Genomic DNA, 15600 nt, shown 5'->3' on the forward strand with positions numbered 1-15600 from the left:
GTGTGCTTGCTCGGCAAGGCGCTGAAGGGGATGCCGTGTCCGTTCGGGAGCGGTCCCAAGAACGTTAAGGGGGGTGCTCGATGGCCCGATCCACATTGCCCATGATCGCCGCGGGGGAAGGCGGCCTCAGCCGTTATCTCGACGAGATTCGTCGCTTTCCGATGCTTGAGCCGCAGGAAGAATACATGCTGGCCAAGCGTTATGCGGACTACGGCGACCGCGACGCCGCCCAGAAGCTCGTCACCTCGCATCTGCGCCTCGTCGCGAAGATCGCCATGGGCTATCGCGGCTACGGGCTGCCGATCGGTGAAGTTATTTCCGAGGGTAACGTCGGCCTGATGCAGGCGGTCAAGCGCTTCGAGCCCGACAAGGGCTTCCGTCTCGCGACCTATGCCATGTGGTGGATCAAGGCAGCGATCCAGGAGTACATCCTGCGCTCGTGGTCGCTGGTCAAGATGGGCACGACGGCCAACCAGAAGCGGTTGTTCTTCAATCTGCGCAAGGCCAAGAGCCAGCTGCAGGCGCTGGGCGACGGCGACCTCAAGCCCGACCAGGTCGAGGCGATCGCCACCAAGCTCGGCGTGACCCAGGACGACGTCGTGTCCATGAACCGGCGTCTGTCGGGCGACGCTTCGCTCAACTCGCCGCTGCGCTCGGACAGCGAGAGCGGCGAATGGCAGGACTGGCTCGTCGACGATAGCGACAACCAGGAAACGGTGATGGCCGAGACCGAAGAGCTCGACCAGCGCCGTGCCATGCTGAAGCGGGCGCTTGGCGTGCTCAACGAGCGTGAGCGCCGCATCTTCGAGGCGCGGCGGCTCGCCGAGGACCCGATGACGCTCGAAGACCTTTCCACCGAGTTCGGCGTCAGCCGCGAGCGAGTCCGGCAGATCGAGGTGCGCGCCTTCGAGAAGGTGCAGGAGGCCGTCAAGGCCCAGGCCCGCGAGCAAGTCCCCGCCGTCGTCGACGCCGGTTGACGGAAAGCGGCGCGAACCGGCGCGAAAAGCGCAGCCGGGCTTGCTCGACCGCTTGTTCGCGCCGAGCCTTTGCGCTATAGAGGCGCCCGACCGGGCCATGCGGTGGACCGGAGACGAGCCGCTCGAGGCATCCTCGGGGCGGCTCGTTCCTCTGATGAGCCGCCGCGCGGCCGATACCCAACACCGGGCGCCCCGACAAGGCCGGCGTCACTGATCGCGTCCTTGCGACGCCCGAAAGGATCGACAAGATGAAGCAGGGCATTCATCCCGACTATCACGACATCAAGGTCGTCATGACCGATGGCACCGAGTTCGTCACCCGTTCGTGCTACGGCGCCAAGGATGCGACGCTCAACCTCGACATCGACCCGAAGGTGCATCCGGCCTGGACCGGTGGTCAGCAGCAGCTGATGGACCGCGGTGGCCGTCTGTCGCGCTTCAACACCAAGTTCGGTGGCCTGTTCACCGCCAAGTAAGGCTGGACGACAGGACGAACACGAAAAACCCCGGCGAGTGCTGCTCGCCGGGGTTTTTCTATGGATCGCTATAGCCGGACCGAAAGGTATCGGACGAGCCGGCGCCTCCCGACGCCGACGCCCTCCGGATGGCGGTCAGTTGTCGACGCGGCGGGCGCCGAAGGCGCTGGCGAGGCGGTCGAGGTCGCGGGCGACGAGGTTGGCGGTCGGCTCGACGGCGACGTCGTAGATGGCCTTGTCCATGTGGACGATGCGGCCATGCAGGCGGTCGGTGCGTTCGATGATCGAACGGAGCGTTTCCGGCAGTTCGTTCCAGAGCGGACCGGACATGACCGGCGGCTGGAAGTCGAGGCGTACCTTGTTCTTCTCGCTGCGGGCCTGCTCGGGCGACATTTCGCCCTCGTTGACGGCGCGCTGCATCAGGAGCCACGAGGCGATCTGCATCAGGCGGGTGGTGAGGCGCATCGACTCGGTGGAATAGGACAGCGTGGCGGCACGGCTGAGCGTGCGGCTCTCGTTCCGGCCGTCGCCGTCGAGATAGGCGGCTGTCTCCTCGACGAGCGCCATGCCCTCGCGGAACAACTCACGGAACAGTTCCGAATTGAGCGCGCGTGCGCCGAAGGCGATCGCTTCCGTTCCGAAATGGGACTTGCCGGTAAAATCACTCATCACGCTACCTCTGCACCAGACACTCGGACGATTGGCCCGGCCGGTTTCACGCCCATGAGTTGGACCGCGAAAGCGCCGTCGCAAAGGAAAAGCTGGCGGACGCCGTCGCTCTTCCCCGCAATCCCCAAAAGGGAGACTTGAATCCCCTTCCGGAACAGTCGTCCGACTTTGCGATGAAGGTCGCAACCGGCATGCCAGGAACGGCAAGGCCCGGCTCGAACGTGAACGAAAGGTTAACGCAAAGCGGGGAGGGAGTCTCGACAAATCCTGAGGCGCCGCCGATTCGGTCAAAAGGTCGAGGCCCAGGACGCGCGACGATCTCGCTGCGAGGAAGGCCGAAAAAAAAAGGCCGCCAAGGGCGGCCCTTCGTAAGTTGAACAGGGAGGCGTCAAAAGAGTGACAGGAGCCACTCGTGATCCAACCATACGGATCGAATTCTTGATAAACGAAACTGGTAAACGGGTCCTTAACAATGAATATTTTTCGATGGCTCCCGTTAGCCATATGTCTCAGAACTTGAACAGGGAGTCGGCGGCGGTGCGAACGTCGTCCTTGAGGCGCAACGTCTCCTCGATGCGAGCGATCTCGGCGTGCAGGAGGCCGACGCGAGCGCGGAGCTCGGCCACCGAAAGGCGCGACAGATCCTGGCCGACGACATGGGCGGGCGGCGGCGTTTCTGGCCGATCGTCATCGATGGTCATCTCAACCCTCCTCGTTGTGGCTGAAGGAAGTGAAGGCTCGCCCGGCCGACGTGTCAAGTCGGCTCAGAGTGGATAGGCTTGCCGGGAGACACTCCGGATCGGCGATTCGCCGCCTGTTCGCACGGGAGAAGGGAGCCCGCAATGACCGTCCTGCCATCCGACATGCTGGCGATCGAGATTTCCCGCCCCGGCGGGCCGGAGGTGTTGAGGCCGACGCGCCGCCCCATACCGGCCCTGCCGGCCGATGGCGTGCTGATCGCCGTCGAGGCGGCCGGCGTCAACCGGCCCGACGCCTTGCAGCGGCAAGGCGTTTATCCGCCGCCGCCCGGCGCGTCCGATATCCCGGGCCTTGAAGTGGCGGGCACCGTCGTGGCGGTCGGCGCCGACGTACTCGGTGCGTCCGTCGGCGCCAAGGTGACGGCGCTGGTGACCGGCGGTGGCTATGCCGAATACTGCGTGGCCCCAGCCGGGAACTGTCTGCCCTGGCCGGATGGCTTCGACGCGGTGCGGTCGGCTGCCTTGCCGGAGACCTTTTTCACCGTCTGGTCCAATGTGTTCGACCGGGGGCGCCTCGGGCCCGGCGAGAGCTTTCTCGTCCATGGCGGCACGTCCGGCATCGGAACGACGGTGATCCAGCTTGCCCGCGCCTTTGGCGCGCGCGTCTTCGCGACGGCCGGCAGCGCCGAGAAATGCGAGGCCTGCCGCCTCCTTGGCGCGGAGGTCGCCGTCAACTATCGCGACGAGGACTTCGTCACCGTGCTGAAGGCGGCGACGGAGGGGCGGGGCGTCGACGTCATTTTGGACATGGTGGGCGGCGATTATGTCGATCGCAACTATGAGCTGGCTGCCATCGACGGCCGCATCGTGCAGATCGCCTTTCTCGGCGGGGCCAAGGCGTCCGCCAACTTCGCCAAGCTGATGCAGAAGAGGCTCGTCCATACCGGCTCGACCCTGCGGCCGCGCGAGCCGGCCTTCAAGGCGGCAATCGCCGCTTCGCTTCACGACAGAGTATGGCCGCTTCTGGCCTCCGGGACCGTCGCGCCGGTGATCGATCGCGTGCTGCCGGCCGAGCAGGCGGCGGAGGCGCATGCCTGTCTCGAAGACGATCATATCGGCAAGATCGTGCTGACCTTTGGCTGAAGTCCGGTTTTTCCGGCTTGTTGCGATTGCAGAACAGGGGAGCGATCTGTATATAGGTAACCATTCCCCAGTCATCGTGATACGAGACGGAGGGCCGCCGGCGAGAGTCGGTGGACCAGCGAAGAGGATTTATCGATGTCGACCCCGTTGATGCCCAAGGCTACCGCCGTTTGGCTGGTCGAGAATACGGCTCTGTCGTTCGACCAGATCGCCGCCTTCTGCAAGCTGCACGCCCTTGAGGTCAAGGCCATCGCCGACGGCGAGGCGGCCCAGGGCATCAAGGGGCTCGATCCGATCCTGACCGGTCAGCTCAGCCGCGACGATATCGAGAGGGCCGAGAAGGACCTCTCTATCCGCCTGAAGCTGCTCGACCCCAAGGTGCGTGTGCCCGAGGCCAAGCGCCGTGGTCCGCGCTACACGCCGGTGTCGCGCCGCCAGGACCGGCCGAACGCCATTCTCTGGCTGGTGCGCAACCATCCCGAACTCAAGGACGCGCAGATCATGCGCCTCGTCGGCACCACCAAGACGACGATCGCCCAGATCCGCGACCGGACCCACTGGAACTCCGCCAACCTGACGCCGGCCGACCCGGTGACCCTTGGCCTCTGCTCGCAGATCGAGCTGGACATGGAAGTCGAGAAGGCGGGCAAGGCGTCGCCGGAAAAGGTGCTGACGCAGACGCTGCTGCCGGTGGAAGAGACGACGTCTCCCGATGCGCTCACCGGTTTCCGCGCCCCGTCGCGCGACGACGAGGAGGAGCTCGACGCCGAGGCGGTGTTCGCCAAGCTCAACGCTCTTTCCAGCCCGAAGTCCGACGAGGACGACGATCTCTGAAGCCGACGAGGAATGCACGGTCGCTTCGGCGACGTTGGCAAGACAAGGCTCCGGGTTTCCGGGGCCTTTTTTGTTTCCGTCGGGGCGAACGGGTGCCGGCGGGTTCTTTTCGCCTTCCGTCACTGTTTTGCGCCGGTCGTCACTAGGCGACCCGGCGGGCCGATCCTATGACTTGGATGAGTCCGTCCGTGCAGGGAGAGGTGCGGATCGGTCGCGCCACCCGGAGGAGGGTGCCGGCGACACCTTCTCTCCTCGCGGAGACCGGGCCGGATCACGGGAGGGGTAAATGAGACGCAGGGCATTGCTGGCGATCATCGGCGCGGTGATCATGCTGGTCGGCGGGGTGCTGGCCTATTTCACTCAGACGTCGGGCGGCATTCGGATCGAGGACGTGCGGTTTGTCGGCGAGAAGGGCAACACCATGAGTGCCCTCGTCTACATTCCGCCGACGGCCACGGAAGAGCATCCGGCGCCGGGCATCCTGGCCGTACACGGCTATTTCAACTCGCGCGAGGCGCAGAGCGGCTTCGCCATCGAATTTGCCCGGCGCGGCTACGTCGTCGTCGCCCTCGACCAGGCCGGCCATGGCTACAGCGATCCGCCGGCGTTCGGCTACAGCTTCGGCGGCCCGGACGGCCTGCGCTATCTGCGCAGCCTGCCTTTCGTCGACAAGGACAACATCGGCCTCGAAGGGCACTCCATGGGAGGGTGGACGGTTCTCGCGGCGGCGGCGGAGATGCCCGATGCCTACAAGGCCGTCGTGCTGGAGGGCTCGTCGACCGGGGCACCGTTCGCCAAGGAGGGCGATCCGAGCTGGCCGCGCAATCTCGCGGTCGTCTTCTCCAAGTACGACGAGTTCTCGGCCCTCATGTGGGGTAGCCCCAAGCCCACGGCACTCGGGGCGACGCCCAAGATCCAGGCGGTGTTCGGCGTGCAGGAGCCCATCGAGGTCGGCAGGATCTATGGCGACATCGCCCAGGGGACGGCGCGTGTCCTCCAGCAGCCGGCCGTTACCCATCCGGGCGATCACATCAGCCACGAGGCGATCGGCTATGCGGTCGACTGGTTCGGCAGGACGCTGACCGGCGGCACGGCGCTGCCCACGGACGATCAGATCTGGTTCCACAAGGAGATCGGAACCGGCATGGCGTTGGTGGGCTTCGTGGTGCTGCTGCTCGGCATGTTCGACATTCTGCTCGGCCTGCCGGTCTTCGCGTCCCTGCGCTCGGGGAATCCGGCTGCCGCGGCCGTCGAGCCCCAGTCGGGCAAGCGGACCCATGCGGCCTTCTGGATGACCGTGCTGATCCCGCCGCTCACCTACTATCCGGCCTTCATGCTTGGCGAGGTCATCCTGCCGGCGTCGGCGGTGTTTCGGCAGACGTTCACCAGCCAGGTCATGACCTGGGCGATCGTCAACCTGATCATCACCCTGGTCCTGTTGCGCTGGGCCCCCAGGTCTTTCGAGCGTCGGGGCGTCATCCTTCCCTCCCTGCTCATCGCCATCGCCGTTGTCGCCATCGGCTATGTGGCCGTCTGGCTGGCGGATGCGGCGTTCAAGATCGACCTGCGGTTCTGGTTCTTTGCCCTGAAACTGCCCAGCGTGGCCCAGTTCAAGGCTTTCCTTCTCTACCTGCTGCCGTTCACGGCCTTCTTTGTCGTGTCCTTGCACATGTTGCATCGCAACTTCAGCTCGCCGGGCATGCCGGCAGCCCGTCACTATGCCGTGACGGTTCTGGCGCTTGTCCTCGGCTTCGCCATCCTCGAAGCCGTTCAGTACGGGCACCTCTGGCTGACGGGCGAGCTGATCAATCCGATCGCCTCCAACCCGCCGCTGATGCCGCTGTCGACGATCATCGGCCTGAACTTCCTGCCCGTCTTCACCGCCGTGGGGTTCATCTCGACCTTCACCTGGCGGCGTACGGGGTCGTCGCTGCCGGGCGCGCTGATCTGTGGCCTGCTGGTGACCTGGTACCTGACGGTGGGGACGGCGACGCACTTCGCCTGAGCCAACGCGCGTCGATCTTCAAGCCGGCGGGGCAACTCGCCGGCTTTTGCGTCTTCACGCGCTTCTGCCTGGAATCGGGCAGCTAGAGCAACTCCAGCAAAAGTGGGCACCGGTTTTGCGTTCGGAGTTGCGCGGAAACAGAGAGATAGAGCATATCGGCGAACCTGGGTTCGCCGATATGCTCTAGACGTTCGTCTGATAAGGGTCAGTTCGCAATCAAGATAGGATGGCGCCGGTGTTCCGATCGGCACGAACGAACGTGGTTCGGAACCATCATTTGGGAGCCGAGGTCAAATGTCATCGCGGATGATCGTGTCGACGACCGATGTTGCTCAGGACGACAGATTCTCCTACTTCCGGGAAAGGGTGGCCGCCTGTTTCGACGGGCTTGAACTGGTGGAGCCCAAGGGCCAGACGCTGGACGCCCGGTTCGATACGATCGACATCGGCGACATCCAGGTCTGTCGGATCACTGGTTCCGAGCATGAAGTGCGGCGCTCCAGTTCGGCCTTGCGCTGTTCGCCCGGCGACAGGGTCAGCGTGAACTACTGCGACGGCGGCGATTATTTCCTGAGCGACGCGCTGGGGAGCGGCGACGTTCGATACGGGGCGCTGCGCATCATCGACAACGCCAACGAGTTCGAGCTGCGCCTGCCGAGGGGAGAGCGGGTTGTTCTCCATTGTTTCCAGATTCCGCGCATGGCCTTCGGCGACGATGTGTCGTTCCTCAAAATCAACTCGAGCTTGTCCGACTCCCGCCTTGGCTCCCTGATCTCCGATCAGTATCGCGTGCTGGTCAAGGCCTTGCGACTCGACAACGTCGTCGCTGCCCACGCGGCGGCCAATGCGACCAAGGCGATGCTTCTGTCGCTGGGCGAGGTAGCCGACCGGGACGGTCGGCGGCGTGGGGCGCCGAATGTCGGCATCGCCTCGCTGAAAAGCTACGTTCTGAGCCGCCTGTCGGAACCGGGGTTGAGCATCGAGGCGGTGGCGGGCGCCTTTCGCTGTTCGGAGCGCACCGTGCAGAACCGCTTTGCCGCCGAGGGCGAGACGTTTTCATCCTGGCTGTTGTCTCAGCGTCTGGCACGCGCGGAAGAGTATCTTCTGGCACCCGCATACGCCCTGCGAAGCATCGAGTGGATCGGCTTTTCGTGCGGGTTCGTCGCCACGGCGCACTTCCATCGTGCGTTCAAGGAACGCTTCGGCACCACGCCCCGCACATTTCGCGAGCGTGGCTGCTCGAACGGAGAAGGCAGAGGTGACTTCGTGCCGGCCGCACCGGCGCAAGACGTTTGGCGTGGGACCAACCCTTGCCATGGAGCCTGTTGAGGCTGTCCGGCTTTTTACTGATCCTGGTCTCTTCCGTCGGGGTGATTGATTGAGACCTTGGTCGATAGCGCAACAATCGGAAACACATGTGGTCAATGTGCGCAATTATACACAATAATTATCTGGATAAGCGCAATTTATAAACGTGGCCGGGCGCCTTGAACTCCGCGGGCATCGACTTCATATCAAAATTGTGACACGATGAGTGTGTTGAGGCTTAGCCCACAGCAAGGAGGCCCGAATGTCTGTTCAGTCGCACATTGCAGAGCTCGAACGCCGTCACGCCGCCCTCGAGCGCGAGCTCGACGAGGCCAACCAGCACCCGAGCATGGACGGTACGACATTGCGCGAGTTGAAGCGGCAAAAGCTGGCCCTGAAGGACGAGATCGTCAAGCTTTCGTCCGATACCAAGGTCCTCCACTAAGGACATTGCGGTTCGGAATCCACTGATCCGGCAAGCGCCACGGCCTCTGGTCCGTGGCGTTTTGTTTTGGGGCGGTGTGGATCAGGCTGCGATCGGCTCCTGGGTTTGTTCGGGCACCGGCTTCGGAGCGGGCTTGGTCTTGCTGGCCTTGCCCAGATAATCCAGGAAATAGGCGAGGGCGGCCTGGGCGAGGATGCCGAAGGCGATGAAGGCGATCTGGCCGACGGCACCCAGCTTGGCCGCGAACATCGTCACCTGGCCCACCACCGACAGCGCCGTGCCGAGCCAGAACACCGGCAGGGAGTTCCTGCCGATGCGCGACAGAACGCCGTCCGGCGACAGCCGGCCGAGCCAGCCCATGATCAGTCGGCTGTGGCCGATGACATAGGCGAGCGACAGGATGTGCAGAAGGCGCGGCAGCGCCACCCAGGGCTTCTCGTTGACCTGGAAATTGTGCGGCAGCCAGCTGACGCTGGGGATGGTGCCGTAGAGATTGTAGCGATGGTAGATGCAGGTGGCGACCAGGTAGGCGAGCGCCAGCCACCAGAGCGGCCGGTAGTAGGGAACCGGCGTTTGGCCGCGCAATACGCGAACGCCGACGAAGAAGCCGACACCGAAGATGAGCTGCCAGGTGATCGGGTTGAAGAACCAGCCGCCGTTGCCCGGGTAGGCCGGCATGTTGAGGCCGAACACATGGGCGGCGGCGTAGATGGCGACCGAGGTGAAGAGCATGGCGCCGAGGCCGAAGAAGCGAGCAACCGCCATCAGGACCGGCAGGAAGATCAGCAGGCAGACATAGAGCGGCAGGATGTTGTGATAGCCGATCTGCTGCGTCATCAGCGGAATGCCGATGAAGGCCTTGGTCGGCTGGGCGAAGATGGTGTCGATGTTGAGGGGAATGTCTAGGATCGGCATGCCCCATTGCTGGAGCCCGATGCAGAAGATGCCGAGGCCGACCATCAGCGAGGCAAGGTGGGCGACGTAGAGCACGACCACGCGCTTGGCGATCTTGGCGAGCGGCAGGGCGATGGCGCCGGCGGCGAAACGCGGGAAATAGGCGAAGGCCGATGCGACGCCCGCCAGCAGGACGAAGGCTTCGGCCGAGTCGGACAGGCCGAAGTTCTTGTGCGTGAAGGGCTCGAGCACATTGCCGGGAATGTGGTTGATGAAAATGGACAGAAGCGCCAGGGCCCGCAGGATGTCGATGCGGTGATCCCGTTTGCCGAGCGGCTTGATATTCATTCCATTCTCCCGTCTCGGTCCGCCTCGTGGGCCTTCCGCGCAATCGTGTCCCGAAAAGCTTAGCCGCCGACCTCGGCAAAGGCGCGGCGGAACTGTGGCCGCAACGCCTAAACGCGTCAGAGGCCGAAGAGATGCATAGCGCCGTCGTAAATCAGCTTCAGACCGACGGCGAACACCGAAATGGTCAGGATTCGGTAGAACAGCCGCTCGTCGATCCGCTTGACGGCCTTCACGCCCACATAGGTGGAAGCGACGGTCACCGGCGCCAGAATGGCCGACATCAAGAGGTTTTCGGCGGTAAACTGGCCGAGCATGGCGTAGGGGATCACCTTCATCATGTTGAGCGCGCCGAAGAAGATGGCCGCCGTGCCGGCGAACAGCGTGGGGCTGAGCCGCATCGGCTGGACATAGGTCTGGAAGGGCGGCCCGCCGGCGTGGGCGACGAAGGAGGTGTAGCCGGTGAGCGTGCCCCAGACGAAGGCGCCGAGCGTCGATTTCTCGGTCGGCGGCGGCAACCCGGCGGCGCCGCCGTTCGCGACCTTCCGTGCGTGTGCCCGCTCAAGGAGAAAGATGCGGGCGACGAAGGCGATGGCGAGGCCGCCGACGACGAGGCGGAGGGCATCGTCCGACACATAGCTGGCGGTTGCCCAGCCGAGGAAGGTGCCGAAAACCGCCGCCGGCATCAGGTGGCGGACCAGGTCGAGGCTGAAATGCCGCCGGTACGACCACATGGCGACGACGTCGGAGATCAGAAGAATCGGCAGCATCAGACCGGCGGCGCGGACCGGCGAGACGACGAGGGCGAGGATGGGTACCGCCGCGAGACCGAAGGCGGCGCCGAGCCCGCCTTTCGACAGACCGGTGAGCACCACGGCCGGAATGGCGGCGAGGTAGAAAAGAGGGTCGTCGATCATCGCGTCGTCACCTGTCCCGGCGCGGCGGCGACGGGCTTGCACGGCGGTCGCCGGCTTGTATCGATTTGGAAACCGCACGTCGTCATTCGCCGCTTGGGACGGTAGCCGGGCTTGCCGGTCGGACACGGACGGTCTCCGGGAGGAACTCGTCACCCGCGCGCCGCTCTCCCTGGCAGTCGCGGGAAACCGTCATTGCTTAGACACATTCGGTGGAAGGCGGCAAGATGGAGAAAGCGCGTGGCTGTCGGATTCCCCGGAAAAGCGGGTGCATCGGCATGAGGCGGCTAAGCTCCGCCTGTCTGGACGGCGGGTGAGCCGGGCTTCTCGCTCCCACCACGAAATCGCTTGGCAAAGACGGGGGGCTTTTCCGCCGAGGACCATGAAAAGGCAATGGCGATCTGCTAAACTGTCGCGAGAGCCGACGCGTGGCGGCCGGCGGGGACAAGGCGAAGGGTTTTCTGGATGACGGGGCAGGAAGAAGCCAATGAACAGGTGCAGCTCGAACTGGCGCAGCTTCGCCAGGAGCACCGGGACCTCGACGCGGCCATCGACGCGATGGTGTCGCTTGGCTCGGCCGATTCCATCCAGATCCAGCGCCTCAAAAAGCGCAAGCTGGTGCTGAAAGACCGCATCAAGCAGCTTGAGGACCAGCAGGTTCCCGACATCATCGCCTGAGCCGAGACGTGGGGTGTGCCTTGCGAGTCGAGGGGCCGGCGCTTTCGCTCGGCCGCACGAGAATCGCGCCGAAGGCTTGCCTTCGCCCGGTATTTACCCTACCGCCTTGGGCGACGCCGCGAGCCGGGGATTTCCAGAGATGACCGATAAGCCGCCTGTCGCCATCATCATGGGCAGCCAGTCCGACTGGGCCACCATGAAACACGCCGCCGATACGCTGGATGGGCTAGGTGTGCCGCACAAGGCGATGATCGTATCCGCCCACCGTACCCCCGATCGCATGGTCGCCTTTGCCAAGGGCGCCCGCGCCGATGGCTTCAAAGTGATCATCGCCGGAGCGGGCGGCGCGGCGCACCTGCCCGGCATGGTGGCGGCGCTGACGCCATTGCCTGTGCTGGGCGTTCCCGTCGAGAGCCATGCACTCAAGGGGCAGGACAGCCTTCTGTCCATCGTCCAGATGCCCGGTGGCGTCCCGGTGGGCACGCTGGCCATCGGCAAGGCCGGCGCCATCAACGCGGCCTTGCTCGCCGCATCCGTGCTGGCACTGTCGGACGCCGCCCTGGCCGACCGGCTCGACGCGTTCCGCGCCCGCCAGACGGCGGCCGTCGCCGAGGAGCCCGTCGATGTCGCCTGAAATGCTTCCGCCCGGTTCGGTGATCGGCATGCTGGGCGGTGGCCAGCTCGGCCGCATGATGGCGCTCGCCGCCGCCCGGCTCGGCCTGTCGGTTCATGTGTATTGCCCGGACCCCGACAGCCCTGCCTTCGAGGTGTCGAAGGCGCAAACCGTCGCCGCCTATGACGACGAGGCGGCGCTGGCCGCCTTCGCCGGCCGTTGCGACGTCGTCACCTACGAGTTCGAGAACGTCCCGGCCCGCGCCGCCGAGGTGATCGCGGGCGAGACCTTGCTCCGACCCGGCGCGCTGGCGCTCGCCACATCGCAGGACCGGCTCGTCGAGAAGATGTTTTTGCGCGGGGCCGGCGCCGAGGTGGCGACCTTCGCCCCCATCGACGGCGTTGACGATGTCGACGCGGCGATTGCCGTGACCGGCCTGCCGGCCATCGTCAAGACCCGTCGCTTCGGTTACGACGGCAAGGGGCAGCGCAAGGTGGACAGCCGCGAGGCGCTTGTCGCGGCGGTGGCCGAGCTCGGTGGCCGCGATCTCATTCTCGAGGCGCTTGTGCCCTTCGCTCTGGAGGTTTCGGCCATCGTGGTGCGTGGCGCCGATGGCAAGTCGGCCGTCTACGATATCGGCGAGAACTCGCACGCCAACCATATCCTGAAGGAAACACGGGTGCCGGCGCGGGTGAGCCCGGAGTCCGCCGACGCGGCCGTGACGCTTGGTCGCCGCATCGCCGATGCGCTCGATTATGTCGGCGTGCTCGGCGTCGAACTGTTCGTGGTGCGCGATGCCGGGGGCGAGCGCCTCGTCGTCAACGAGATCGCGCCGCGCGTTCACAACTCCGGCCATTGGACGGAAGACGGTGCGGTGACCTCGCAGTTCGAGAATCACGTGCGCGCGATCGCCGGCTGGCCGATCGGCTCGGTCGAGAGCGTTGCCCCAACGGTGATGGAAAACCTGATTGGCGCCGAGGCCGACGCCTGGGCCGAGATCACCGCCGATCCCAAGGCGCGGCTCCATCTCTACGGCAAGGCCGAAAGCCGCCCCGGACGCAAGATGGGGCACGTCAACCGGGTGGGCGTCTGACTGTCATCAGGCGATGGCAACGCGGGCGGCGACCCGGCGGACCGTCTCGACTTCGAAGCTGTCGAAGCTGACGCGACCGCCCGGCTCCACCGTCAGCACGGTGTTCGGGGCGACGGCGGTCCACTGGTCGTGGGCGGCGTCGATCGGTTCCGACACCACTGTGATGCCGTCGTCGCCGTGCCGCCAGTAGAGGCTAGGCGGGCGGTCGTCGGAGGAGTAGCGGAACGCGTGGAGCCGCTCGCCATCGGACAGGGCGGCGGTGAGGCGCAACGGTTCGTCCACGCCGGCATCGGTCATGGCCCGACGCGTCTCGGCGAGCACCGAGCGCATGGCGCCGATCGGATCGGCATCGAGGTCGTCGGCGTCGAGCAGCAGGAAAAGCACTTCGGAATCGGTGGATCCGTGGCGCTCGCGATAGCGGGCGTCGGAGAGGCGCGCCTCAAGGCGACGACGAATTCGGTCCCAACCGCCGACCTGCCCGTTGTGCATGAACATCCAGCGGCCGCTGGCGAACGGGTGGCAGTTGACGCGGGTGGTCGGCGTGCCCGTGGACGCACGCACGTGGGCGAAGAACAACGGTGATGAAATCTGATGCGTCAGGCTCTTCAGATTGTCGTCATTCCAGGCAGGCATGGCGTCTCGGAACAGGCCGGGCTCCTTCCAGGCGCCGTACCAGCCAAGGCCGAAGCCGTCGCCGTTGGTGGCGGCGAGACATTCGGTGGCCGACTGGCTCTGGTGAATGAGCGAATGGCAGGGTTTGGAGACCAGGGTATCCAGGAAAATCGGACGACCGGAGTAGGCGAGCCAACGGCACATGACAGGGGCGACCTCGACGCGGACGCATCAGTTGAGCAGGTCAGCCATTCTGACCCGACTTCTCACTCGCAAGACCCATGCCGACCATCTTGGCAAAATTGCGTTAACCATGACCTACCGGCTTCATGAAGAACAGGCGGTGTGGCTTTGCGGTTGCCACAGACCTCCTCGGTCGGGCCGGGATCGCATTTTCCGCTCCATTCGGCCCGATCTCCAGTGGACAGGTCCCCGGCGATTTGCTAGAGAACCACCACTCTTGCGGCGCCCTGGCGTGCCGCGGCGGAAATCTGTCATTTCCGCGAGATTGGTTTCATCATGTCGCCTGAGACGCGAAGCCGCGGGTGTGACCGCCCCGGCAAGATGGGTTTCACGGTGACCGACCACGGGAAGAACAGGCGTGCAGGTACTCGTTCGCGACAACAACGTCGACCAGGCTCTCAAGGCGCTGAAGAAGAAGATGCAGCGCGAAGGCATTTTCCGCGAGATGAAGCTGCGCGGTCACTACGAGAAGCCGTCGGAGAAGAAGGCCCGCGAGAAGGCCGAGGCCGTGCGCCGTTCGCGCAAGCTGGCTCGCAAGCGGGCTCAGCGCGAAGGCCTGATCTCGGTCAAGGGTCGCACCCACTAATACACGGGCTCCGTCGCCCGATGCTGTTTGTCGAAGTCGAGGGACGGTCACGCGAGTCGGCCGTCTCTTTTGTTTTGTCCGGCGCAAACCGCTTGTGTGGCACCTAAAGGCCGCTCTTCGGTTTCATTGTGCGGACGACAGCGCCGAGTAAGGGTGCTCGCCGGTCCGGCTGTGTCCGGTATTGCCTGAAAGGGATGGATTGATGCGGTTCATTGCGACGTCTTCGGCCCTACGCGGTCTTCTGGGGTCCGTTGCCCTCGGCCTTCTGGCTTCCGCCTGCACGACGTCCGGTCCGACGAACGAGCCGATCTGGGTGGTCGACCCCAACGCCGGGTCGACGGCCAATATCGGCTCTCTCTCGACGGCCATCCAGCGTGAGCCGCAGAACCCGGTGAACTACAACGTGCGCGGCTCGGCCTATGGCCAAGCCGGGCAGTTCCAGGAGGCGCTCGCCGATTTCACCACGGCGATCCAGCTCAACCCCGGCTTCTACCAAGCCTACAACAACCGTGCCCTGATCTATCGCCAGCTGAACCAGCCGCAGGCGGCGCTGGCCGACTACAATCAGGCGATCGCGCTCAATGCCGGCTACCAGCCGGCCTATCTCGGTCGCGGCACCCTCTATCGCCAGTCCGGCCAGCTCGATTTCGCCATGGCCGACTTCGACCGGGCGGTGACGCTCAACACGTCCGATGCCAAGGCCTATTACAACAGGGCGCTGGTCTTCCAGAGCCGCGGCAACCACGTTCGCGCCATTGCCGACCTCGACGCCGCCATCGCCCTCGACGCCAATGCCTCCGAGCCCTACAACGCGCGCGGTCTCAGCCGCCTTCAGGTCGGCAAGGACAAGGACGCGCTGCAGGACTTCGCGGCGGCCGTCAACCGCAACAAGCAGTCGGCCGAGTTCTGGACCAATCTCGGCATCGCCCAGATCCGCACCGGCGATGCGCAGCGCGGCCGCGACTCGATCAATCGGGCGCTGGTGCTGAAGCCCGGCTACGGCCCGGCCCGCGATGCGCTCCGGACCACGATGGCGCAGGGCTGATCCAGGCCCCCTCATTCAAAGA

17 protein-coding genes are annotated in these 15600 nt (G+C 65.0%); 12 read left to right on the forward strand and 5 right to left on the reverse strand.

Annotated elements, in window-relative coordinates; translation table 11 throughout:
* The first annotated feature begins 80 nt into the window (after positions 1-80).
* Both rpoH and rpmE read left to right on the forward strand, forming a co-directional pair.
* Positions 81-977, forward strand: coding sequence for an RNA polymerase sigma factor RpoH (gene rpoH, locus M4J39_RS16955; RefSeq protein ID WP_251729600.1), 897 nt, complete (start codon positions 81-83; stop codon positions 975-977).
* Positions 978-1225: 248 nt separating this feature from the next.
* Positions 1226-1453, forward strand: coding sequence for a 50S ribosomal protein L31 (gene rpmE / locus M4J39_RS16960; protein ID WP_251729601.1), 228 nt, complete (start codon positions 1226-1228; stop codon positions 1451-1453).
* Positions 1454-1588: 135 nt separating this feature from the next.
* Here the strand turns inward: rpmE and M4J39_RS16965 are convergent, their stop codons facing one another.
* Together M4J39_RS16965 and M4J39_RS16970 are read right to left on the reverse strand one after the other, a co-directional pair.
* Positions 1589-2122, reverse strand: a complete 534-nt coding sequence (locus M4J39_RS16965) for a DUF1465 family protein (protein WP_251729602.1) — start codon at positions 2120-2122, stop codon at positions 1589-1591.
* 509 nt (positions 2123-2631) lie between these two features.
* Entirely contained in the window at positions 2632-2823 is a 192-nt protein-coding gene (locus M4J39_RS16970) for a DUF1192 domain-containing protein (RefSeq protein ID WP_251729603.1), read from the reverse strand.
* Positions 2824-2964: 141 nt separating this feature from the next.
* On the opposite strand from M4J39_RS16970, the gene M4J39_RS16975 reads away from it, so the two are divergent.
* The 5 genes from M4J39_RS16975 to M4J39_RS16995 all read left to right on the forward strand — a co-directional run bounded on the left by M4J39_RS16975 (position 2965) and on the right by M4J39_RS16995 (position 8555).
* Positions 2965-3963 carry an NAD(P)H-quinone oxidoreductase gene (locus M4J39_RS16975; protein ID WP_251729604.1) on the forward strand — a complete coding sequence of 333 codons (999 nt, stop codon included), beginning with the start codon at positions 2965-2967 and terminating at the stop codon, positions 3961-3963.
* A gap of 135 nt (positions 3964-4098) precedes the next feature.
* The gene (locus tag M4J39_RS16980; RefSeq protein WP_251729605.1) at positions 4099-4797 is read left to right on the forward strand and encodes a DUF1013 domain-containing protein; all 699 of its coding nucleotides are present in this window, start codon (positions 4099-4101) and stop codon (positions 4795-4797) included.
* A 286-nt stretch (positions 4798-5083) separates the two neighbouring features.
* Complete coding sequence (locus M4J39_RS16985; protein WP_251729606.1) at positions 5084-6802, forward strand: S9 family peptidase; 1719 nt, start codon at positions 5084-5086, stop codon at positions 6800-6802.
* Positions 6803-7096: 294 nt separating this feature from the next.
* Complete coding sequence (locus M4J39_RS16990; protein ID WP_251729607.1) at positions 7097-8131, forward strand: helix-turn-helix transcriptional regulator; 1035 nt, start codon at positions 7097-7099, stop codon at positions 8129-8131.
* Between the two features lie 241 nt (positions 8132-8372).
* Positions 8373-8555 (forward strand): YdcH family protein, encoded by a 183-nt coding sequence (locus M4J39_RS16995; RefSeq protein WP_251729608.1) that lies wholly within the window; start codon positions 8373-8375, stop codon positions 8553-8555.
* An 81-nt stretch (positions 8556-8636) separates the two neighbouring features.
* Here the strand turns inward: M4J39_RS16995 and M4J39_RS17000 are convergent, their stop codons facing one another.
* Entirely contained in the window at positions 8637-9797 is a 1161-nt protein-coding gene (locus M4J39_RS17000) for an OpgC family protein (RefSeq protein WP_251729609.1), read from the reverse strand.
* 116 nt (positions 9798-9913) lie between these two features.
* Positions 9914-10711 carry a sulfite exporter TauE/SafE family protein gene (locus M4J39_RS17005; protein ID WP_251729610.1) on the reverse strand — a complete coding sequence of 266 codons (798 nt, stop codon included), beginning with the start codon at positions 10709-10711 and terminating at the stop codon, positions 9914-9916.
* Positions 10712-11173: 462 nt separating this feature from the next.
* On the opposite strand from M4J39_RS17005, the gene M4J39_RS17010 reads away from it, so the two are divergent.
* From M4J39_RS17010 to M4J39_RS17020, 3 genes are all read left to right on the forward strand, one after another.
* Positions 11174-11386: a YdcH family protein gene (locus tag M4J39_RS17010; protein ID WP_251729611.1), complete on the forward strand. Its 213-nt coding sequence runs from the start codon at positions 11174-11176 to the stop codon at positions 11384-11386.
* Positions 11387-11525: 139 nt separating this feature from the next.
* Entirely contained in the window at positions 11526-12020 is a 495-nt protein-coding gene (gene purE, locus M4J39_RS17015) for a 5-(carboxyamino)imidazole ribonucleotide mutase (RefSeq protein ID WP_251729612.1), read from the forward strand.
* On the forward strand, positions 12010-13092 hold the full coding sequence (locus M4J39_RS17020) for a 5-(carboxyamino)imidazole ribonucleotide synthase (RefSeq protein ID WP_251729613.1): 1083 nt from the start codon (positions 12010-12012) through the stop codon (positions 13090-13092). The genes purE and M4J39_RS17020 overlap by 11 nt, the downstream gene beginning before the upstream one ends.
* Before the next feature lie 6 nt (positions 13093-13098).
* On the opposite strand, the gene M4J39_RS17025 is transcribed toward M4J39_RS17020, so the two are convergent.
* A complete protein-coding gene (locus M4J39_RS17025; RefSeq protein WP_251729614.1) occupies positions 13099-13908 on the reverse strand; it encodes a class II glutamine amidotransferase in 810 nt (269 codons plus the stop codon).
* A 397-nt stretch (positions 13909-14305) separates the two neighbouring features.
* On the opposite strand from M4J39_RS17025, the gene rpsU reads away from it, so the two are divergent.
* Complete coding sequence (rpsU, locus tag M4J39_RS17030) at positions 14306-14533, forward strand: 30S ribosomal protein S21 (protein WP_251729615.1); 228 nt, start codon at positions 14306-14308, stop codon at positions 14531-14533.
* 202 nt (positions 14534-14735) lie between these two features.
* Positions 14736-15578, forward strand: a complete 843-nt coding sequence (locus M4J39_RS17035) for a tetratricopeptide repeat protein (RefSeq protein WP_251729616.1) — start codon at positions 14736-14738, stop codon at positions 15576-15578.
* Positions 15579-15600 lie beyond the last annotated feature (22 nt).

Source organism: Pleomorphomonas sp. NRK KF1 (assembly GCF_023721755.1).
In the GTDB taxonomy this organism is placed as follows: domain Bacteria; phylum Pseudomonadota; class Alphaproteobacteria; order Rhizobiales; family Pleomorphomonadaceae; genus Pleomorphomonas.